Consider the following 24,246-nt stretch of genomic DNA (forward strand, 5'->3'; position numbering starts at 1 on the left):
GGGTCAGTCCTCCTGGTGGGTAGGGGTGGTGGTGCCATCGGTGTCACCGATGGCCTCGGTGAGCCGGGCGGCCAGGATCGGTCCGATCTGGGCCAGTGAGCCGGCTTGGGTCATCCGGTCGTGCCGGGTGGTGATCTCGTGCGATTCGATCCGGCCGGTGACGTAGGGGCGCCAGGTCTCGGGCCCGGCGTCGTCCTCGCCCCGGTCGATCGTGGAGTTGAACAGCAGCAGGTCCCCGTCGAAGCCGCCGGGGACGAAGTCGACCGCCAGCTTCGCGTTGTTGATCATGATCTCGACGATCACCTCGACCTGTCGCTCGTTCAGGCCGGCCAGCGCGCTGCCCCGCCGGTTCAGCACCTCGGCGACCTCGGCGTAGGTGATCTCCCGGTCGCCCAGCTCGTCCGGATCGACGTCGAGCACACCGACGAGGACGTCCCGCACGGTGGGCACCGGAGCCACCTCGAACCGCACGTCCTTCACCGGGTAGGCGTCGAGGATCGCCAGCAGCGCGGTCCGTTCGCCGCGCGACTGCAGTTCGCAGGCCAGCGCGTGGGCGATCAGCCCGCCCGCGGACCAGCCCAGCAGCAGGTACGGGCCCTCCGGCTGGATCTTCTGGATCTGGTCGGCGTAGTCGGCCGCCATCTCCTCGTAGGACGTCGGCAGGGCTTCGGGCCGACCGAGGCCGCGCGCCTGGATCGCGTAGACCGGGTGCTCAGGGCCGACGTGGTTCAGCAGCCCGCTGTACGACCAGCTGATGCCGCCGCCGGGGTGGATGCAGAACAGCGGTGTGCCGGTCCCGGTCGAACGCAGCGGCAGCACCACGTCCAGCGCGTCCTCGGGATCGTCCATGAGCAGACGCTCGGTGAGACCGGCCACCGTCGGTGCCTCGAACAGCATGCGCAGGCCCAGCTCCAGGCCCAGGGTCTCGCGGACCCGGGAGGCCAGGCGGGCGGCCAGCAGCGAGTGCCCGCCGAGGTCGAAGAAGTTGTCGTCGATGCCGACCTGCTCCCGGCCGAGGACCTCGGCGAAGAGGCCGCACAGCAGCTGCTCCTGCGGCGTCCGGGGGCCCCGCCCGGCGTCCGAGGCCCCGTACTCGGGGGCGGGCAGCGCGGCACGGTCGAGCTTTCCGTTGGCGGTCAGCGGCAGTGCGTCCACGGTGACGAACGCCGCCGGCACCATGTAGTCCGGCAGGTCGCGGCGCAGCCGGCCGGACAGCTCGCCCGCGTCCGGCACCCCCTCCCGGGTCGGCACCAGGTAGGCGACCAGCCGCTTGTCGCCCGGCCGGTCCTCGCGGGCGACCACGGCCGCCTGGGCGACGCCCGGGCAGCCCGCCAGGACGGCCTCGATCTCGCCGGGCTCGATCCGCAGGCCGCGCAGCTTGACCTGGTGGTCGGCGCGTCCGGCGAAGTCCAGCGTGCGGTCGGCCCGCCACGACGCGAGGTCGCCGGTGCGGTACATCCGGCTGCCGGACGGCCCGTAGGGGTCGGCGGTGAAGCGCTCCGCCGTCAGGCCGGCCCGGCCGTGGTAACCGCGGGCCACGCCCGTCCCCGCGAGGTACAGCTCGCCCACCATGCCGGTCGGCACCGGGCGCAGCCTGTCGTCGAGCACGTAGGCGCGCATGTTCGCCATCGGTCGGCCGATCGGCACGGTCGCGGCGTGTTCGGGCAGGTCGCCCACCGGGTGCCAGGTGGCCAGGGTGGTGGCCTCGGTGGGCCCGTAGCCGTTGACCACCTCGATGCCGGGGCAGGCCGCCAGCACCCGGGCGACGGCGGCCGGCGAGACCACGTCGCCGCCGGTCCACACCTCGCGCACCCCGGCGAGCAGCCCCGGGCGCTCCTCGGCGACCAGGCGGAACAGTCCGGCCGTGAGCCACAGTCCGGTCACCCCGTGCGAGGCGACCGTGTGCTGGAGCAGGTCGAGGTCGAGTTGCTCCGGCGGTGCGACCACGACCCGGCCGCCGTTGAGCAGCGGCACCCACAGCTCGTAGGTGGAGAGGTCGAAGGCCGTCGGGGAGTGCATCAGCACCCGCTCGTGTCCGCCGCCGCGGAATTCGGGAGTGAGCGCGAGGCCCACCACGTCACGGTGGGTGACGGCCACGCCCTTCGGCCGGCCGGTCGAGCCCGAGGTGTACATGATGTACGCCACCTGCCCGGGTGCACAGGGGACGTCGACCTCGGACGGATCGGCGGCCTCGGACCGCACCAGCGCGGTGAACACCTCCCGGGTGAGCACCAGGGCGGCCCCGCTCTCCCGCAGGATCAGGTCGATCCGGGAGGCGGGGAAGCGCGAGTCCAGCGGCACGTAGACGCCGCCCGCCTTGACGATCGCCAGGATCGCCACGACCAGCTCCGCCGAGCGGTCCAGCATGACCGCGACCGGCGTCTCCGGCCGTACGCCCTGGCGGATCAGCGCCCGCGCCAGGCGGTCGGCCCGCAGGTCGAGTTCCGCGTAGGTCAGCTCGGTGCCGCCCGCCACGACCGCGACGGCCTCCGGGGTGGCCCGCACCTGGCGGGCGAACAGCTCCGGCACCGCGGCCCCGGGCAGCTCGGCCGCGGCACCGCTTGACCCGGCGAGCAGTCGGCGGCGTTCCTCGACGGGCATGATGTCGATCCGGCTGATCGGCCGGTCAGGGTCGGCGGCCGCCGCGCGCAGCAGCCGGGCCAAGCGCTCGAACAGCAGCTCCACGGTGGGCGCGTCGAACAGGTCGGTGGCGTACTCCACCGCGCCGACCAGGCCGTCCGGGCCACCGTCCGGGCGGAACTGCTCGGCCAGGCTGAACGTCAGGTCGACCCGCGCGGTCCCGGTCGGCGCCTCCAGGTGGACGGTCTCCAGCCCCGGCAGTGCGAACTCGCCGACCGGTGCGTTCTGCAGGGCCAGCATGATCTGGAACAGCGGGTGGTGGGCCAGCGACCGCGCGGGGTTGACCACCTCGACCAGGTACTCGAACGGCACGTCCTGGTGGTCGTACGCGGTGAGCGCCTTCTGCCGGACCCGGCCGAGCAGTTCGGCGAAGCCGGGGTCCCCGCCGGTGTCGGTGCGCAGCACCAGGGTGTTGACGAAGAACCCGACGAGTTCGTCCAGCGCCTGGTCGGTTCGGCCGGCGATCGGGCTGCCGATCGTGAGATCCGTGCCGGCTCCGAGCCGGGTGAGCAGGGCGGCGAGGCCGGCCTGGAGCACCATGAACATGCTGGCGCCGCGCGCGGCGGCCAGGTCCCGCAGGGCCTGGTGCAGTTCGGCGTCCAGTCGGACCACGACCCGGTCGCCCCGCTGGGAGGCCACCGGCGGGCGCGGCCGGTCGGCGGGCAGCTGCAGCTGCTGCGGGATGCCGGCCAGCTCCTCCTTCCAGTAGGCCAGTTGCCGGGCGAACAGGCTGTCCGGGTCGGCGGCGTCCCCCAGCAGGTCCCGCTGCCAGGCGGTGTAGTCGGCGTACTGCACCGGCAACGGGGACCACTGCGGGGCGTCGCCCCGGCAACGGGCCGCGTAGGCCGCGGCGAGGTCACCGGAGAGCGGGCCCATCGACCAGCCGTCGGCTGCGATGTGGTGCACCACGACCAGCAGCACGTGCCGGTCGGGGGCGAGGGCGTACAGCTCCGCCCGGACCGGCGGTTCCGCGGCCAGGTCGAAGCCGCGTCGGGCCGTCTCGGCCAGCCGCTCGGGCAGCCCGCTCTCGTCCAGCTCGACCAGCGGCAGCGCCGGGTGCGCCCGGGCGGTGCTCAGCACGACCTGGTACGGCACGCCGGCGATCTCGTGGAAGACCGTCCGCAGGCTCTCGTGCCGGGCGATCACGTCCGCGAGCGCGGCGTGCAGGGCCGGGCGGTCCAGTTCGCCGGTCAGGCTCAGCGCGAGCGGCATGTTGTAGGTGGCGCTCGGTCCGTCCATCCGGTGCAGGAACCACAGGCGGCGCTGGGCGAAGGACAGCGGCACCCTCTCCCGGCCTTGGTGGCCGGGAGGTGCCCCCACGGGCCGTGGCCGGGCGGTGAGCGCGGGCCGCGCCGTTCCGGAGCCGTCCATGCGGGCGGCCAGCCCGGCCACGGTCGGGGTCTCGAACAGTGTCCGGACCTCCAGCTCGGCGCCGAGGGTGGCCCGGACCCGGGACGCCAGCCGGGTCGCCAGCAGGGAGTGTCCCCCGAGGTCGAAGAAGCTGTCGTCGACGCCGACCTGCGCCAGGCCCAGCACCTCGGCGAACAGCTCGGCGAGGAGCTGCTCCTGCGGGGTGCGCGGCGCCCGCCCGGCCGCGACCGGGCCGAGGTCGGGTGCGGGCAGCGCGCGGCGGTCGAGCTTGCCGTTGGCCGTCAGGGGCAGCGCCTCCAGCGCCACGAACGCCGACGGGACCAGGTAGTCGGGCAGCCGGCCCCGCAGCCAGTCACGGAGTTCGCCGAGGAGGGCGCCGGTGCCCCGGCTGCCGGTCGGGCGGTTGGTCAGCGCGGACAGCGCGGACGGCGTCCCGCCCGTGGCCCGGGCCGACCGGTACGCCTCGACCGGGGAGCCGTGGAGCGCCTGCGGGTCGGTGAAGACGACGTCCACGGCGTCCGCCGCGGTGGCCGACCAGGTGACGACCGCCGGGCGGCCGAACTCCGCCCCGAGGGAGCGGAAGTCCTCCGGGTCGGGGAGGGAGTCGGCGTCCTCCGGGGCGTGCAACCGTTCCAGCAGCTCGGCGAGCGAGCCGTCCCCGTTCTGCACCGCCCGGGCCAGGGCGGCCTCCCGCACCACGCGGCGGTTCGGCACCCCGGTGATCCGCAGCAGGTCGGCGGGCGGCTGGGCGAGCAGTGCGCGAAGCTCGGCCGGCCCGGCGACCTGCCGTCCCCACGCCAACTCCACGGACCGCTGCGGGACCGCCGGGGTGACCGGTGACCGGTGCAGCGTCACGTCGTACCGGTAGCGGCTCAGTTCGTTGTGGTGACGGCCGCTCCTGACCTCGACGGCCACCGCGCCGATGTCCGTGCCCATGTCCGTGCCGTGCTCCCGCAGGGCGGTGAAGAAGTCCGGGTCGACCAGGAGTTCCTTCTCCACCCGGACGGCCTGCTCGACGGCCCGGCGCACCGCGCCGAGGTCGGCGCCTTCGCCGATCCGGTGGAGTCGGACGGCGGTGGCCAGCGGGCGCAGCAGCCGGAGGTTGCGGACGTCGCCGACGAACAGCACACCGCCGGGGGCGAGCAGCCCCATCAGCTTCCCGATCACGTCGGCGAGGTACTCGGCGGACGGGAAGTACTGCACCACCGAGTTGATCACGACGGTGTCGAACTGCCCGGCCGGCAGCCCGTCGGTGTCGTGTGCCGGGCGGGTCTGCAGCACCACGCGCCCGGCCAGGTCCTCCTGCCCGGCCACCTGGGCGGTCAGTGCCTCGATCGCGGTGGCGGAGAAGTCGGTCGCCCAGTACGTCTCGCAGTGCGGTGCGACCTGTGAGAGCAGCAGACCGGTGCCGACGCCGATCTCCAGTACCCGGCGGGGGCGCAGGGCCAGGATGCGGGAGACGGTCGCGTCCCGCCACTCCCGCATCTGCTCGACGGGGATCGGGCTCGCGTCGTAACTGCTGTTCCAGCCGACGAAGTTCTGGCCGAAGCCGGCGTCCTCGGGCGCGATGGGCAGGGCGTCGTAGATGTCCTGCCACTCCCCCACGTGGTCCGCTTCGAGGCCGCTGTCCCGGGACCCGTCCCGGCGCGGGACGACGTAGCCGACGAGCCGGTCGTCCTGGGCGAGGACCGCGGCCCGGGCGACGGCGGGGTGCTCGGCCAACGCGGACTCGATCTCGCCGGGTTCGATCCGGAAGCCGCGGACCTTCACCTGCTGGTCGGCTCGGCCGACGTACTCCAGCTCGCTGTCACTGCGCCGGCGCACCAGGTCACCGGTGCGGTACATCAGAGCGCCCGGAGAGCCGAACGGGCAGGCGACGAACCGTCCGGCCGTCAGACCGGGCCGGTTCAGGTAGCCGCGGGCCAGACCCGCGCCCGCGACGTACAGCTCGCCGGGCACGCCGGGCGGCACCGGCCGCAGCCGGTCGTCCAGCACGTACACCCGGGTGTTGGCGATCGGCCGGCCGATCGGCGGTGCGCCGCCCGTTCCCGGGGACAGCGGGTCGCTCATCGTCGCGCACACCGTGGTCTCGGTCGGACCGTACGCGTTGATCATCCGCCGGCCCGTGGCCCAGCGGTCCACCAGCTCCGGCGGGCACGCCTCGCCCGCCACGACCAGCGTGGACACGGTCACCGCGCCCTCCGGCACGGCGGCGAGGACGGACGGGGGCACGGTCACGTGGGTGACCGCGAGGCCGGGGTCGGTCAGTGCGGCGACCGGGTCCGCCGCCGGGGGCAGCACCAGGGTCGCGCCGCGCAGCAGGGCGGTGTAGATCTCCGACACCGAGGCGTCGAAGCTCGGTGAGGCGAACTGGAGCACCCGGCTGCCGGGTTCGATCGCGAACCGCTCGATCTGGGCGGCGACCAGGCTGGCGACCCCGCCGTGGGCGACCACGACGCCCTTGGGGCGGCCGGTCGAACCCGAGGTGTAGATCACGTAGGCGGGGTGCCGGACGTCGAGCGCGACGACCGGATCCGTGCCCGGCCAGTCGCCCTCGCTCACCATGGCGGGGTCGTCGACCATCACCGTCGGCCGGGCGTCCGCCAGCATGAAGTCGATCCGCGCCTGCGGGTACGCCGGATCCACCGGCAGGTACGCCGCCCCGGCCTTCAGCACCCCCAGGACCGCCACCACCGACTCCACCGAACGCGGCAACGCCACCGCCACCAACCGCTCAGGACCCACACCCCGCGCGATCAACGCATGCGCGAACCGGTTCGCCCGAACATCCAACTCTCGGTACGTCAATGCGACATCGCCGCACACCAGCGCCACCGCATCCGGCGTTGCCGCCACCCGGGCGGCGAAGGCCTGCGGCACCGGAACGGCGCCCACCTCGCGGGCGGTCTCGTTGCCCCGTTCCAGCAGCCGGTGCCACTCGTCGCCGTCGAGGAGGTCGATCCTCCCGATCGCCCGGTCCGGGTCGGCGGTGACCGCCTCCAGCAGGAGCGTCCAGCGTCGGACCAGGGCCTCGACCGTCGAGCGGTCGAACAGGTCGGTGGCGTACTCCGCCGCGCCGAGGATCCCGGCCGGCTCCCCGTCCGGACCGAACTGCTCGACCAGGCTCACCCCGAGGTCGAACTTGGCGGTTCCGGTGGCCACCGCGTAGGTGGCGACCTCCAGGCCGGGCAGCGAGAAGCGGCCCATCGGGGCGTTCTGCACGGCCAGGATGGTCTGGAACAGCGGGTGGTGCGACAGCGACCGGGACGGGTTGAGCACCTCCACCAGGTGCTCGAAGGGCACGTCCTGGTGCGCGTACGCCGACAGCGCCGTCTCCCGCACCCGCCCCAGCAACTCGGCGAAGCTCGGATCACCGCTCGTGTCGGTGCGCAGCACCAGCGTGTTCACGAAGAACCCGACCAGCTCGTCCAGCGCCTCGTCGGTCCGCCCGGCGATCGGGCTGCCGATCGGGATGTCCGTGCCCGCACCCAGCCGGGTGTACAGCGCCGCCAGCGCGGCCTGCAGCACCATGAACAGGCTGGTACCGGTGTTCCGCGCCAGCTCGGTCAGTGCGGTGTGCAGCTCGGGGCTCAGCTTCAGGCCGACGTGGTCGCCGTGCCGGCCGGCGACGGCCGGCCTCGGCCGGTCGGCCGGCAGCCGGAGCAGCTCCGGCAGGTCGGACAGCTGGCGCTTCCAGTAGTCGAGCTGCTCGGTGAACCGGCTCTGCGGGTCGGTGGCGTCGCCGAGCAGGTCGCGCTGCCAGAGCGTGTAGTCGGCGTACTGCACCGGCAGGTCCGACCAGCTCGGCGCGCGGCCCTCGCTCCGGGCGGCGTACGCCTCGGCGAGGTCGCGGGCCAGCGGGCCGGTGGACCAGCCGTCACCGGCGATGTGGTGCATGACCAGCAGCAGCACGTGTTCGTCCGGCGCGAGTGCGAACAGCTCCGCCCGCAGCGGCGGCTCCGCCGCCAGGTCGAAGGGCCGCCGGGCGAACTCGGCGAGCCGATCGTGCAGTTCGGGCTGCGAGACCTCGGTCAGCCGGGCCCGGGGCCGGGCCGCGACCGGGCCCAGGACCCGCTGGCAGGGAACGCCGTCCACCTCCGGGAACACCGTCCGCAGGCTCTCGTGCCGGGCCACCACGTCGGCCAGCGCCTCGTCCAGTGCCGACCGGTCGAGCGTTCCGGTCAGCTGGAGGGCCAGCGGGATGTGGTAGGTCGCGGCCGCGCCGTCCATGCGGTGCAGGAACCAGAGCCGGCGCTGGGCGAAGGACAGCGGTACGGCCTCCGGCCGCTCCCGGGCGGCCAGTGTCGGGCGAGTACGGCCGGCCTCCGCCAGTGCCCCGGCCAGACCCGCCACCGTGGGCGCCTGGAACAGCGCGCGCAGCCCCAGCTCCACGCCGAGCACCGAGCGCACCCGAGCGGCCAGCCGGGTGGCGAGCAGGGAGTGCCCGCCGAGGTCGAAGAAGTCCTCGTCGACCCCGACCTGCGGCCGGCCCAGCACCTCGGCGAACAGCTCGCACAGGATCTGCTCCTGCGGGGTGCGCGGGGCCCGGCCCGCCCCCCTGGCCGTGGCCTCGGGCACGGGCAGCGCCGCCCGGTCCAGCTTCCCGTTCGGTGTCAGCGGCAGTACGTCCAGCAGCACGAACGCCGACGGCACCAGGTAGTCCGGCAGTCGCTCGCGCAGGTACGCCGCCAGCTCCGCCGCGATCACCCCGCTTCCCGCCACGGGGACGACGTACGCGACGATCCGGTCCTCCCGGGCCAGGACCGCCGACTGCGCGACGGCGGAGTGACCGGCCAGGGCCGCCTCGATCTCGCCGGGTTCGATCCGGAAGCCGCGCACCTTCACCTGCTGGTCGGCGCGGCCGACGTACTCCAACTCGCCTCCCCCAGCGCCCCCAGCCTGGAGGCTGGGAGGTGCCCCCACCGGCCGGGGGGACCCCCAGGTGCGCCGGCGCACCAGGTCACCGGTGCGGTACATCAGGGCGCCCGGAGAGCCGAACGGGCAGGCGACGAACCGTCCGGCCGTCAGGTCCGGCCGGTTCAGGTAGCCGCGGGCCAGACCCGCGCCCGCGACGTACAGCTCCCCCGTCACCCCCGGCGGCACCACGCGCAGCCGCTCGTCGAGCACGTACACCCGGAAGCCTGCGACCGCACGGCCGATCGGCGGCAGGCCGCCCGTTCCCGGGGACAGCGGGTCGCTCATCGTCGCGCACACCGTGGTCTCGGTCGGACCGTACGCGTTGATCATCCGCCGGCCCGTGGCCCAGCGGTCCACCAGCTCCGGCGGGCACGCCTCGCCCGCCACCACCAGGGTGGTGGCCGTGACGTCGGTACTGTCCACCGCTGCCAGGGCCGACGGCGGCAGCGTCACATGGGTGACGCCGAGCCGCTGGTCCGTCAGGGCCTCCAGCGGGGCGTCCGCCGGGGCCAGGACGAGGGCGGCACCGCTGAGCAGGGCGCTGCACAGGTCCCAGAAGGACGCGTCGAAGCTGGGCGAGGCGAACTGGAGCACCCGGCTGCCGGGCGCCACGCCGAGCCGCTCGACCTGCGCCGCCACCAGGCCCGACACGCCGGAGTGGCTGACCACGACGCCCTTGGGGCGGCCGGTCGAACCCGAGGTGTAGATCACGTACGCCGGGTGCCGGACGTCGAGCGCGACCACCGGATCCGTGCCCGGCCACTCGCCCTCGACCACCACGGCGGGGTCGTCGACCACCAGCACGGGCCGGGCGTCCGCCAGCATGAAGTCGATCCGCGCCTGCGGGTACGCCGGATCCACCGGCAGGTACGCCGCCCCGGCCTTCAGCACCCCCAGGACCGCCACCACCGACTCCACCGAACGCGGCAACGCCACCGCCACCAACCGCTCAGGACCCACACCCCGCGCGATCAACGCATGCGCGAACCGGTTCACCCGAACGTCCAACTCGCGATACGTCAACTCCGCATCACCACACACCAACGCCACCGCGTCCGGCGCCACCGCCACCCGGGCGGCGAACAGCTCCGGAAGGCTCACCCCGACCGCCCCGCCCTCGACGGCGGGCAGCAGCTCGCGGCGCTCCTCGGCCGACAGCAGGTCGATCCCGCCGATCGGCTGGTCGGGCGCGGCGGCGACCGCGGCCAGCAGCCTGGTCCACCGGGCGACCAGGTCCTCGACCGTCGAGCGGTCGAACAGATCGGTGCTGTACTCGACCGCACCGCTGAGCCCGGCCGGCACGCCACCGGGCCCGTGCTCCTCTGCGAACCCGAAGGTCAGGTCGAGCCGGGCGGTCCCGGTGAGCACGCTCATCCCGGAGACCCGCAGACCCGGCAGCTCGAAGTCACCGGTCGGCGCGTTCTGCACGACCAGCCCGGTCTGGTACAGCGGGTGGTGGGACAGCGAGCGGGACGGGTTCACCGCCTCCACCAGGTGCTCGAACGGCACGTCCTGGTGCGCGTACGCCGACAGTGCCGTCTCCCGCACCCGCCCCAGCAACTCGGCGAAGCTCGGATCACCGCTCGTGTCGGTGCGCAGCACCAGGGTGTTGATGAAGAACCCGACCAGGTCCTCCAGTGCCTCGTCGGTCCGCCCCGCGATCGGGCTCCCGATCGGAATGTCCGTCCCCGCACCCAGCCGGGTGTACAGCGCCGCCAATGCCGCCTGCAGCACCATGAACAGGGTCGCACCCGAGCGGCGCGCCAACTCCACCAGAGCCGCGTGCAGTTCGGCTTCGATCCGGAGCTCCAGCAGGTCACCGCCGTACGACATGGCGGCCGGGCGCGGCCGGTCGGCGGGCAGCTGCAGCTGCTCGGGCAGCCCGGCCAGCGCCTGCGTCCAGTAGGCGACCTGGCGGGCGAACACGCTGTCCCCGTCGTGCTCGTCGCCCAAGACCTCGTGCTGCCACAGCGTGTAGTCGCCGTACGTCACCGGCAGCGGCGGCCAGGCGGGTGCCCCGCCATCCCGCCGGGTGGCGTAGGCGGTGGCCAGGTCGCGGGCCAGCGGGCCCATGGACCAGCCGTCACCGGCGATGTGGTGCATCACCACCAGCAGCACGTGCTCGTCCGGCGCGAGTGCGAACAGCTCCGCCCGCAGCGGCACTTCCGAGGTCAGGTCGAAGCCGCGCACCGCCGCCTCGCGCAGCAGGGCGGGCACCTCCGCCTCGCCGGCCGCGCGCACGGCCAGCGGGACCGGCACCTCGGCGGGGTCCAGCACCCGCTGGTGCGGGACGCCCGCGATGTGCGGGAACACCGTCCGCAGGGTCTCGTGCCGGGTCAGCACGTCGGTGAGCGCGGCGCTCAGCGCGGCCCGGTCGAGGTCGCCGGACAGCCTCAGCGCCAACGGCATGTGGTAGGTGGCGCTCGGCGCCCCGAACTGCTGGAGGAACCAGAGCCGGCGCTGGGAGAACGACAACGGCATGGGCTCGCGGCGGGGCCTGGGCACCAGGGCCTGCCGTGCGGTGCCGGCGCCGGGCAGCCCGGTCGCCAGCCCGGCGGGGGTCGGGGTCCGGAACAGGCTTCGCAGCTCCAGCTCGACCCCGAGGGTCGCACGGATCCGCGAGACCAGCCGGGTGGCGAGCAGGGAGTGCCCGCCGAGGTCGAAGAAGTCCTCGTCGACCCCGACCCGTGGACGGCCCAGCACCTCGGCGAACAGCTCGCACAGGATCTGCTCCTGCGGGGTGCGCGGCGCCCGGCCCGCCCCCCTGGCCGTGGCCTCGGGCACCGGCAGCGCCGCCCGGTCCAGCTTCCCGTTCGGCGTCAGCGGCAGTACGTCCAGCAGCACGAACGCCGACGGCACCAGGTAGTCCGGCACCCGGTCGCGCAGGTACGCCGCCAGCTCCACCGCGGTCACCCCGCTTCCCGCCACGGGGACGACGTACGCGACGATCCGGTCCTCCCGGGCCAGGACCGCGACCTGGGCGACGCCCGGGTGCGCGGTCAGCTCGGCCTCGATCTCGCCCGGCTCGACCCGGAAGCCGCGCACCTTCACCTGGTGGTCGACCCGGCCGGCGAACTCCAGCTCCCCTTCGGCACGCCAGCGGGCCAGGTCGCCGGTGCGGTACATCAGCGCGCCCGCCGGACCGTACGGGTCGGCGACGAAGCGCCCGGCGGTGAGCCCGGGCCGGTTCAGGTAGCCGCGGGCCAGGCCCGTCCCGGCCAGGTACAGCTCACCCAGCACACCGGGGGCCACCGGTCGCAGCGCCGAATCCAGCACATACACCCGGCAGTTGGCGATCGGACGGCCGATCGGCACCGGCAGCGGGCAGTCGGCGGGGTCGGCCGGCAGCGGGTAGGCGGTGATCACATGGGTCTCGGCGGGCCCGTAGTGGTTGTGCAGCACCCGGCCCGGCCGGCGGGCCTGGAAGCGGCGCACCGCACCGCTCAGCCGCATCGCCTCGCCGGCCTGCGCGACCAGCCGCAGGCTCGGCAGCGCCAGCCCGGCCTCCTCGGCGGCCTCGGCCAGCGCCTCGACCACCAGGTTGGGCGCGAACAGCTCCTCGACCCGGTGCCGGTCCAGCCAGTGCGCGAACAGCTCGGCGCTGCGCCGCTGTTCCTCGGTCGGCACCACCAGGGTCTTGCCGTACAGCAGCGCGGAGAGCACCTCCTGCACCGAGACGTCGAAGCTGATCGCGGTGAACTGCGCGGTGCGCGTGCCGGGTTCCCCGCCGACGGCCCGGTGGTGCCACTCCAGCAGGTTCAGCAGCCCGGCGGCGGGCATCACCACGGCCTTGGGCCGACCGGTCGAGCCGGAGGTGTAGATGACGTAGGCCGGGTGCCGTGCGTCCACGGGGACGGCCGGATCGTGCTCCGGCTGCACGTCGGACGGTGTGACGGCCGCGAGGTCGTCGAGCACCACGGCCGGGCGCGCGTCCTCCAGCATGTACGCGATGCGGGCGGCCGGGTAGTCCGGGTCGACCGGCAGGTACGCCGCGCCCGTCTTGAGCACGGCGAGGACGGCGACCACCAGCTCGGCCGAGCGCGGCAGCCGCAGGGCGACGGTCCGCTCCGGTCCGACCCCGCGCGCGATCAGCGCGTGGGCCAGGCGGTTGGCCCGGCGGTTCAGCTCGCGGTAGGTCAGCGCGGTGTCCTCGAACACCACGGCCGGGGCCTCCGGGGTCGCCCGGACCCGCGCCTCGAACAGCGCGGGCAGATCAGCCGTGGCGACCGGGCGGGCGGTGTCGTTGCGGGCGACCAGCAGCTCGTGCCGCTCCTCGGCGGTGAGGACGTCGATCCGGCTCAGCGGCCGGTCCGGCTCGGCGGCCACCGCGGCCAGCAGCCGCAGCCACCGGTCGACCAGCGTCTCCACCGTGGTGTGGTCGAACAGGTCGGTGCTGTACTCGACCCGCCCGACGATGCCCTCGGCCGGCCCGCCGGTGCCGCCGCGTTCCAGCAGGTGGAAGCCGAGATCGAACATCGCGGTGGGCGTGCGCACCAGGAGGATCTCGGAGCCCAGGCCGTCCAGCGCGAACTCGGTGCGGGGCACGTTCTGCAGCGCCAGCAGCACCTGGAACAGCGGCTGCCGGGCGAGTGACCGGGACGGGTTGAGGGCCTCGACGACGTGCTCGAACGGCAGGTCCTGGTGGGCGTAGGCGGCCAACGCGGCCTCCCGGACCCGGGCCAGCAGCTCCGCGAAGGTCGGGTCGCCCGAGGTGTCGGTGCGCAGCACCAGGGTGTTGACGAAGAAGCCGACGAGTTCGTCCAGGGCCTGGTCCGTCCGCCCGGCGATCAGGCTGCCGACCGGGATGTCCGTGCCCGCGCCGAGCTTGTCGAGCAGCGATGCCAGGGCGGCCTGCAGCACCATGTACACGCTGGCGCCGTGCTCCCGGCCCAGCCGGACCAGGCCGGCGTGCAGGTCGGGGTCCAGTTCGACGTCGAGGTGCGCGCCGGCGTAGGTGGGGGTCGCGGGGCGGTGGCGGTCCGCGGGGAGCCGGAGCTGCTCCGGCAGGTCGGCCAGCGTCCGCGTCCAGTGGTCCGTCTGGCGGGCGAACAGGCTGTCCGGGTCGGCCGCGTCGCCGAGCAGCCGGTGCTGCCACAGGGTGTAGTCGGCGTACTGCACGGGCAGGGGCGCCCACTGCGGCTCCTCGCCCCGGCGGCGCGCCGCGTACGCGGTGGCCAGGTCGGTGGACAACGGGCCCAGCGACCAGCCGTCACCGGCGATGTGGTGCATCACCACCAGCAGCACGTGCTCGTCCGACGCCGCCTCGAACAGCTCTGCGCGCAGCGGCGGTTCGGTCGCGAGGTCGAATCCGCGCGCCGCCGCTGCCGTCAGCAGCTCCGGCAGGTCGGCCTCGCCCACCCGGGTGACGACCAGCCGGGGTGGGGCCGTTCCGGCGTCCAGCACCTCCTGGCGGGGGACCCCGTCGACCTGGGGGTAGATCGTGCGCAGGCTCTCGTGCCGGGCGACGAGGTCGCCGAGCGCGGCCTGCAGGGCGGTCCGGTCGAGTTCGCCGGTCAGCCGCCACGCCAGCGGCATGTTGTAGACCGGGCCGGCGTCCTCCAGCTGGTGCAGGAACCACAGCCGTCGCTGCGCGAAGGACAGCGGGACCGTCTCCCGGCGCCCGCGGCCCGGCGGCCGGGAGGCGCCCCCGTCGGCCGGGGTCGCGCCCAGGGGCCGCTCCGCGCGGCGCAGCGCGGGCCTCGCCCGGCCGGCCCCGCCGATCCCGGCGGCCAGCCCGGCCACCGTCGGCGTCTCGAAGAGGGCGCGCAGCTCCAGTTCCACCCCGAGGGCGGCACGCGCCCGGGCGACCAGCCGGGTGGCGAGCAGGGAGTGCCCGCCGAGGGCGAAGAAGTCGTCGTCGGCCCCGACCTCGGCCACGCCCAGCACCTCGGCGAACAGCTCCGCGAGGACCTGTTCCTGCGGGGTGCGCGGGGCCCGGCCGGTCCGCGGTGCGGTGTGGACGGGTGCGGGCAGCGCGCGCCGGTCCAGCTTGCCGGTGGGTGTCAGCGGCAGGCCGTCCAGGGGCACGAAGGCCGCTGGGACCATGTGGTCCGGCAGTCGCTCGCGCAGGTGTGCCCGCAGTTCGTCCGGCCGGAGTTCCGCCCCGGCGACGGCGACCGGGTAGGCGACCAGCCGTGCGTCCCCTGCGCGGTCCTCCCGGACGGCCACCGCGGCCTGGGCGACCTGCGGGTGTGCCGCCAACGCCGCCTCGATCTCGCCGAGTTCGATCCGGAAGCCGCGCACCTTGACTTGGTCGTCGGTCCGGCCGAGGAACTCCAGGTTGCCGGACGCGTCCCAGCGCACCAGGTCTCCGGTGCGGTACATCCGCGTGCCGCTCGGACCGAACGGGTCCGCCACGAACCGTGCCGCGGTGAGCCCCGGCCGGTTCAGGTAGCCGCGGGCCAGGCCCGCTCCGGCGAGGTACAGCTCGCCCGCCACGCCCGCGGGCACGGGCTGCAGCGTGCCGTCGAGGACGTGCAGCCGGATGCCCCCGAGCGGCCGGCCGATCACCGGGCGCGGACTCGATTCCAGCGGTGCCACCACGGCGTCCACCGTGCATTCGGACGGCCCGTAGTAGTTCAGGCAGGACACGCCCTCGACGGCCCGCAGCCGCTCCCACAGCTGGTCCGGAACGGCCTCCCCGCCCATCGAGACCACCGCGGGACGGCGCTCCGGGTCGTCCAGGAGCCCCCGTGCGACGAGCACGTGCAGGTAGGAAGGGGTGGCGTTGACGTAGTCCAGTCCGGCGCGCGCGACGTAGTCGACGAAGGCGTCCGGGTCGGACCAGGTCGCCTCGTCCAGGACGTGCAGTTCGTGGCCCGCGTACAGGCCGGACAGCTGGTCGCAGGAGGCGTCGAACGACACCGAGGTGGTCAGCCCGATGCGCAGCCGCTCCTTCGTCCGCCGGGGGAACAGCAGCGGACGCTGGCTGACGAACAGGTTGAGCAGGCCGGCGTGGGTGGACACCACGCCCTTGGGCCGGCCGGTGGAGCCGGAGGTGTAGATCACGTAGGCCGGGTGCCCCGGGGAGACGGCCACCAGGGGGTCCGTCGCCGGGCCGTCGGCCACCGGGGCGGCCGTCGCCGGGTCGTCGAGCACCAGCCACCCGGCCGGACCGGCCTCCGGCAGTCGGCCCCGGGTCCGGGCGTCGGTCACCGCCAGGACCGGGCCGGCGTCGTCGAGCATGTGCCCGATCCGCGCGGCCGGGTACGCGGGATCGACCGGGACGTAGGCCGCCCCGGCCTTGAGCACCGCGAGGATCGCCACCACCAGCTCGGCGGACCTCGGCAGGGCCACCGCCACCAGCCGTTCCGGCCCCGCGCCCCGCGCGATCAGGGCGTGCGCCAGCCGGTTCGCCCGTGCGTCCAGCTCCGCGTAGGTCAGCGAGACGTCCCCGCAGACCAGCGCCACCAGGTCCGGCGTCGCCCGCACCTGCGCCCGGAACAGCTCGGACACGCTCGCGGCCGGAAGCTCCACCTCCGGTCCGGTGCCCAGGGCCGTCAGGTCCTCGCGCTCCTCCGCGGAGAGCAGGCCGTACCGGCTGAGCCGCCTCCGCGGGTCGGCGACCGCGGCCCGGAGCAGCCGCTCCCAGCGGCCGATCATCGTCTCGACGGTGGCCGGGTCGTAGAGGTCGTCGGCGTACTCGACGAGCCCGTCGATCCCCTCCGGGGAACCGTCCTGCCCCTGCCGCTCGGACATGGTGAAGATCAGGTCGAGCTTGGCGGTGGTCGTCGTCAGCGGCATGTCGTCGACACGCAACCCGGGCGGCGCGAAGTCGGCCCGGGGCGCGTTCTGCAGCACCAGCATGACCTGGAACAGCGGGTGGTGCGCCAGCGAGCGCACCGGGTTGAGGGCTTCGACCAGGTGCTCGAACGGCAGGTCCTGGTGGGCGTAGCCGGCCAGCGAGGTGTCCCGGACCCGCTCCAGCAGCTCGGCGAAGGTCGGGTCGCCCGAGGTGTCGGTACGGAACACCAGGGTGTTGACGAAGTAGCCGACCAGCTCGTCCAGTGCCTGGTCGGTCCGGCCGGCGACCGGGCTGCCGACCGGGATGTCGTCGCCCGCGCCGAGCTTGCTCAGCAACGCCGCCAGCCCCGCCTGGAGGACCATGAACAGACTGGTGCCGTGCTCGCGGGCGAGCTCGCGCAGGCCGCGGTGCAGTTCGGCGTCCATTCCGGCACGCACGAAGCCGCCCCGGTGCGAGGCGGCCGCCGGGCGGGGCCGGTCGGCGGGCAGCTGGATCCGCTCCGGGAGACCGGCCAACTGCTCCGTCCAGTAGGCCGCCTGGCGGGCCAACGGGCTGTCCCGGTCGGTGGAGTCGCCGAGCAGCTCGTGCTGCCACAGGGTGTAGTCGGCGTACTGGACCGGCAGTTCCTCCCACTGCGGCTCCTCGCCGCGGCAGCGCGCCGCGTAGGCGGCGGTCAGGCCCTGCGCGAGCGGGCCCAGCGACCAGCCGTCACCCGCGATGTGGTGGAGCACCAGCTGGACCACGTGCTCGTCGGGCGCCAGCTCGAACAGCGCGACCCGCAACGGCACGTCGGCCGCCAGGTCGAACGGCCGGTCCTTCGCCGCCGCCATCAGGGCGGGCAGCTCGGCCTCGGTGGCCCGGCTCACGAGCAGCCGCGGGCGGGCCGCGACGACGTCCAGCACCTGCTGGTACGGGACACCGTCGACAGCCGGGAAGACGGTGCGCAGGCTCTCGTGCCGCCCGACCACGTCCGCCACCGCGGCCTCCAGGGCCCGCCGGTCCAGGTCCCCGGACAGCCGCCAGGAGAGGGAGATGTGGTAGTTCGGGCCGGCGCCCTCCAGCTGGTGCAGGAACCACAGCCGCCGCTGCGCGAACGACAGCGGGATCACCTCGGGGCGCTCGCGCCGTACCAGGGCGGCCTGCGCCGGTCCGGCCGCCACCAGGGCGGCGGCCAGGCCGGCCGGGGTCGGCGCCTCGAACAGGGCGCGCAGGGGCATCTCCACGCCGAGCGTCGCGCGGATCCGGGCGGCCAGGCGGGTGGCGAGCAGGGAGTGCCCGCCCAGGTCGAAGAAGCCGTCCTCGACGCCGGCCGACGCGACGCCGAGGACCTCGGCGAACAGCTCGCAGAGCACCTGCTCCTGCGGAGTGCGCGGCGAGCGGCCGGCAGCAGCAGCCGGGGCCTGGTCGGGGGCGGGCAGGGCCCGGTGGTCCAGCTTGCCGTTGGCCGTCAGCGGCAGCGCGTCCAGCACGACGAACGCCGACGGCACCATGTGCTCCGGCAGCCGCTCGACCAGGTGCTCGCGCAGGTCGGCCGGACGCGGTCCGGCGCCGGCGACCGGGACCAGGTAGGCGACCAGCCGGGTGTCGTCGGCGCGGTCCTGCCGGGCCAGGACGGCGACCTGGGCGACGCCGGGGTGCGCGGCCAGCGCCGCCTCGATCTCGCCGAGCTCGATCCGGAAGCCGCGCACCTTCACCTGCTGGTCGGCCCGGCCGACGTAGCGCAGGCTGCCTCCCCCGGCGCCCCCGGCCCGGAGGCTGGGAGGTGCCCCCACCGGCCGGGGGGACCCCCATGCGGCCCGGCGCACCACGTCCCCGCTGCGGTACATCCGCGATCCCGGCGGTCCGAACGGGTCCGCCACGAACCGCCCGGCGGTCAGGCCCGGACGGTTCAGGTAGCCGCGCGCCAGGCCGGGGCCCGCGACGTACAGCTCGCCGGGCACGCCCGGGGGCACCGGTCGCAGGCCGTCGTCGAGCACGTAGGTCCGCAGGTCCGGCAGGGCGGCGCCGATCTGCCCGGCGGCGGCGCCGGAACGGTCGAGCGCCGCGTACGTGACGTGCACCGTGGTCTCGGTGATGCCGTACATGTTGACCAGGCGCGGCGCGTCCTCCGGGTGCCGTTCGTACCAGCTCGCGAGCCGGGCGTGCTCCAGCGCCTCGCCGCCGAACACCACCGTGCGCAGGGCGAGTTCACGCGGCTGCTCGGCGTCCGCCTGCATCAGCTGGTAGAAGGCGGACGGCGTCTGGTTGAGCACCGTCACCCGCTCGCGGGCGAGGAGTTCCAGGAACCGCCCGGGCGAGCGGCTGGTCTCGTGGTCCACGACCACCAGGCGGCCGCCGTGCAGCAGCGCGCCCCACAGCTCCCACACGGAGAAGTCGAAGGCGTAGGAGTGGAAGAGCGTCCACACGTCCTCGGCGGTGAAGCCGAACAGCTCCTCCGTCGTCCGGAACAGGCGCACCACGTTGCGGTGCGGGACCACCACGCCCTTGGGGTTGCCGGTGGAGCCGGAGGTGTGGATGACGTAGGCGGCGTGGCCGGGATCGACGGCGGCCTCCGGGTCCGTGTCCGGCAGCCCGTCCGGGCCGGCGGTGTCCAGGAGCAGCCGGTCCAGGTGGTCCGCCCCCGGCAGCTCGCCGGTCCGGCTCGTGGTCACGAGCAGCGCGGGCCGGGTGTCCCGGAGCAGGTAGGAGATCCGGGCCGGCGGGTACGCCGGGTCGATCGGCACGTAGGCCCCGCCGGCCTTGAGCACCGCGAGGACGGCCACGACCAGCTCGGCCGAGCGCGGCAGGGCCAGCGCCACCAGCTGCTCCGGGCCGACCCCGCGGGCGATCAGGGCGTGCGCGAGCCGGTTGGCGCGGGCGTTCAACTCTCCGTACGTCAGGGTGACTTCGCCGTCCGTGAGGGCGACCGCGGCCGGGTCGGCCCGCACCTGCCGCTCGAACAGCGCGGTCAGGCTGTGCTCGGGCAGCTCCCCGCTCCGGTCGGCGGCGGCCGGCAGCAGCGCGCGGAGCTCGTCCGCGGACAGCACGTCCACCCGGCCGATCCGTCGGCCGGGGTCGGCGACGACGGCGCGCAGCAGCCGCAGCCACCGCTCGACGATCCCCGCCGCGGTGGACTCGTCGAACAGGTCGGTGCTGTACTCCAGGACGCCCGAGAGCCCCTCGGGCCGCTCGGCCAGGATGAAGGTCAGGTCGCACTTGGCCGTCCCGGTGTGCACCAGGTCGGTCGTCACCCGCAGCCCGGGCAGGTCGAAGGCGCCGAGCGGCGCGTTCTGCAGGGCGAGCATGGTCTGGAACAGCGGGTGGTGCGCCAGCGTCCGGGTCGGGTTCAGCGCCTCCACCAGGTGCTCGAACGGCACGTCCTGGTGCGCGTACGCGGCCAGCGCGTCGGAGCGCACCCGGCCCAGCAGTTCGGTGAACGACGGGTCGCCGGACAGGTCGGTGCGCAGCACCAGGGTGTTGACGAAGAAGCCGACCAGCTCGTCCAGGGCCTCGTCGGTGCGTCCGGCGATCGGGGTGCCGATCGGGACGTCGCTGCCCGCGCCGAGCTTGCCCAGCAGGGCGGCCAGTCCGGCCTGCAGCACCATGAAGAGGCTGGCGCCGCCGTCCCGGGCGAGTTCGCGCAGGCCCTGGTACAGCTCGGCGTCGACGTGCACCGGCAGGTGGGCGCCCCGGTAGGACATCGCGGCCGGCCGGGGCCGGTCGAAGGGCAGCTCGACCTGCTCGGGCAGGTCCGCCAGCTGCTCCCGCCAGTACGCGAGTTGGCCGTTCAGCAGGCTGTCCGGGTCCGCGCCGTCGCCCAGCAGCTCCTGCTGCCACAGGGCGTAGTCGGCGTACTGGACAGGCAGCGGCTCCCACTCCGGCTTCGCCCCCTCGCAGCGGGCCGCGTAGGCGGTCCTCAGGTCCCGCAGGAGCGGCCCGGCCGACCAGCCGTCACCGGCGATGTGGTGCACCACCAGCAGCAGCACGTGTTCCTCGGTGCCGGGCCGGAACAGCTCGGCACGCAGCGGCGACTCCTCGGCGAGCTCGAAGCCGTACCGGGCCGCCTCCGCCAGCAGGTCCGGCAGGTCGCACGCACCGACGTCGGTCACCCGCAGCCGCGGCCGTGCCTCGTCCGGGTCCAGCACCCGCTGGCACGGCACGCCGTCGACCACCGGGAAGACGGTGCGCAGGCTCTCGTGCCGCCCGACCACGTCCGCCAGGGCGGCTTCCAGGGCCCGTTGGTCGAGGGTCCCGGAGAGCCGGAGCGTCAGCGGGATGTTGTACGTGGCACTCGGGCCCTCCATGCGGTGCAGGAACCAGAGCCGGCGCTGCGCGAAGGACAGCGGGACGGCCTCGGGCCGCTCGCGCCGCCCCAGCGCCGGGCGCGCCCGGCTCGCGACGTCCACCGCCGCGGCCAGTTCCGCCACCGTCGGCGCGTCGAACAGGTCGCGCAGCCTCAGCTCCACGCCGAGCACCGACCGGGCCCGGGCGACCAGCCGGGTGGCCAGCAGGGAGTGCCCGCCGAGGTCGAAGAAGCCGTCGTCGGCCCCGACCTCCGGCACACCGAGGACCTCGGCGAACAGTCCGGCGAGCAGGTGCTCGGTCGCGGTGCGCGGAGCGCGGCCCGGGTCGGCGGGCTGCCGGTCGGGCGCGGGGAGCGCCCGCCGGTCGAGTTTGCCGTTCGGGGTCAGGGGCAGGGCGTCCAGCACGACGAAGGCCGACGGCACCATGTGCTTGGGCAGCCGCTCCCGCAGGTGTTCGCGCAGGGCGGTGTCGGTCACCGTGGCGCCGGGCCCGGAGACCGCGTAGGCGACCAGCCGGGGCTCCTCCTCGGTGCGCACCACGACGGCGGCCCGGGCGACCTGCGGGTGCTCGGTGAGGACGGCCTCGATCTCGCCGAGCTCCACCCGGAAGCCGCGGATCTTGACCTGGTCGTCGGTGCGCCCGAGGAACTCCAGGTTTCCGTCCGGGTTCCACCGCACCAGGTCACCGGTGCGGTACATGCGGTCGCCGTCCGCGCCGAAGGGGCTGGCCACGAACCGTCCGGCCGTCGCCCCCGGCCGGTTCAGGTAACCGCGGGCGAGGCACGCGCCGGCGATGTACAGCTCACCCGGTGTGCCGGCCGGCAGCGGTCGCAGCGCGCCGTCGAGCACGTACAGCCGGGCGTCGGTGGCGGGCCGGCCGATGACCGGGCGCGGGCTCGAACCCACCGTCGCAATCACCGGGTTGACGGTGCACTCGGACGGCCCGTAGAGGTTGAGGCAGGACACCCCCTCGGCGGCCCGCAGCTGTTCCCACAGCCGCTCCGGGACGGCCTCGCCGCCCGCTGCGACCAGCGCCGGCCGCCAGCCGCGGTGGCCCAACAGCCCGTGGGCGACGAGGACCTGGAGGTAGGACGGAGTCGCTTCGATGTAGTCCAGCCCGCAGCGCGCCGCGTGGCTCACGAAGGCCTCGGGGTCGGTCCAGGTCGCGTGGTCCAGGACGTGCAGTTCGTGGCCCGCGAACAGGGCGAGCAGCTGGTTCCAGGAGGCGTCGAACGACACCGACGTGGTGAGGGCCACCCGCAGCCGCTGCCGTTCCCCGAGCACCGCCCGAAAGTGCACATCCCGGAGGTCGGTGAGCAGGTTGAGCAGGCCGCCGTGGGTCGGCGCCACGCCCTTGGGCCGGCCGGTGGAGCCCGAGGTGTGGATGACGTACGCCGGGTGGCTCGGCTCGACGGCCACCATCGGGTCGGCCGCCGGGCAGCCCGCCACCAGGGCGGCCGTCTCCGGGGCGTCGAGCACCAGCCGGTCGGCAGGACCGGCCTCGGGCAGCCGCTCCCCGCTCCGGGAGTCGGTCACCACCAGGGCCGGGCGGGCGTCGTCGAGGAGGTACGCGATCCGGGCGGCCGGGTACTCGGGGTCGACCGGGACGAAGGCTGCCCCGGTCTTCAGCACCGCGAGGACCGCCACCACCAGCTCGGCCGACCTCGGCAGGGCCACCGCCACCAGCCGCTCCGGTCCCGCACCCCGGGCGATCAGGGCGTGCGCCAGCCGGTTCGCCCGAACGTCCAGCTCCGCGTAGGTCAGCGAGACCTCCCCGCAGACCAGTGCGACCGACTCCGGGGTCGCCCGCACGTGCTCCCGGAACAGCTCCGGCAGACTCGCCGCTGGTGCGCACGCCACCGGCCCGGCACCGAGCGCCGCCACCTCGCGGTGCTCCTCGGCCGTGAGCAGGTCGATCCGGCCCACCGCCTCGTCCGGGTCGCAGTCCGCGACGGTGTCGAGCAGGGTGAGCAGCCGCTGCCGGTGCGCGGCGAGATCGTCGTCGCCGTACGCGTCCGGCGCGCCGTGCAGCCGGAGGAGCGGGGGGTTGCCGTCCCGGTAGTCGAACACCCAGACGGCGAGGTCGGTGGTCGAACCGGACACGAAGTGGTGCACGGAGGCGGGGTGCCCGGCGAAGCTCGGCCTGGAGTTGAAGGCCATGATGTTGACGATCAGCGGGAACGCCGTCCCGATGCTGCCGGACGCGCCGAGGTCCCGCAGCAGGTCCTCACTGCGGTAGCGCTCGTGCGTGACGGCCGACGCGACCTCCCGCGCCACCTGGGAGACGAGCTCACGCCACGGCATGTCCGGTCGCACGGTCAGCCGGAGCGGCACCACGTTGGACATCGTGCCCGGCACCGACATCAGGTCGCGGTCGGTGCCCCGGCGGGCGGTGACGGGCATGGCGAGCACCACGTCCTGCGTGCCGGTCAGCCGGTGCGCGTAGAGTGCCGCCGCCGCGATGACCAGGCGGGACCACCGGACACCGGTCCTCCCCGCCGCCGCCCGCAGCGCCTCCGGACTCCGCAGTGCCCGCTCCTCGGCCAGCCGCAGGGCGCGGTGCGGATCGGTGACGGGGGTGTCGGTGAGCCGGGTCGGGGCGGGCAGGTCGGCGAAGCGCTCGGTCCAGTAGGAGCGGTCGGCGGTGAGGTCGGCGGACGAGCGGTAGGCGGCGTCGCTGTCGACCAGGTCCCGTAGCGAGCCGAACGGGCACGGCGGCACGGCACCGTCCTCGGCGAGCGCCGAGTACACCTCCCCGACCCGCTGACGGACCATGGAGCTGCTGATCGCGTCCAGCACCACGTGGTGGTAGTTCAGGTACCAGAGGAACTCGGTGGGCGACAGCCGGATCAGCGCGTGCCCGAACAGCGGGTCGCGCGTGAGGTCCAGCGGGCGCATCAGGTCCCGCTCCATCCACGCCACGGCCGCCGCCCGGGGGTCGGACTCCCCGCCGAGGTCCAGGTGCGCCGGCGCCCAGTCCCAGCTCTCCCGGAGGATCTGGCGCGGGCCCTCGCCGTCGTCGGCGAAGGTCACGTGCAGGGCGTCGACCTCGTCGACCACCCGGCGCAGCGCGGTCTCGAACAGCTCCCGGTCCACCGGCCCGTGGATCTCCAGGCACTCGCCGACGCGGTAGCCCGGGATCGCCGTGCGGGAGCTCTGCTCGGCGAGCCAGATCTCGCGCTGGGCCGCTGTCAGGGGAAGGGCGTCACCGTCACGACGGGACATGGGGGTACCTCCGAGGGTGTGGGCAGGCGTGCTGGCAGGGCGCACCGGACCGCGCCGACCGCGGTG

1 protein-coding gene is annotated in these 24,246 nt (G+C 74.6%); it reads right to left on the minus strand.

Annotated features, from left to right (window positions below; all coding sequences use genetic code 11):
- Window positions 1-3: 3 nt before the first annotated feature.
- The gene (locus ACFV04_RS13050; RefSeq protein ID WP_380528876.1) at window positions 4-24,180 is read right to left on the minus strand and encodes a non-ribosomal peptide synthase/polyketide synthase; all 24,177 of its coding nucleotides are present in this window, start codon (window positions 24,178-24,180) and stop codon (window positions 4-6) included.
- Window positions 24,181-24,246 lie beyond the last annotated feature (66 nt).

The organism is Kitasatospora sp. NPDC059599 (assembly GCF_042735125.1).
Taxonomy (GTDB): domain Bacteria; phylum Actinomycetota; class Actinomycetes; order Streptomycetales; family Streptomycetaceae; genus Kitasatospora.

Coding starts and splice junctions, on each gene's coding strand:
- ACFV04_RS13050 (WP_380528876.1), bottom strand. CDS start 24,180: ATGTCCCGTCGTGACGGTGACGCCCTTCCCCTGACAGCGGCCCAGCGC.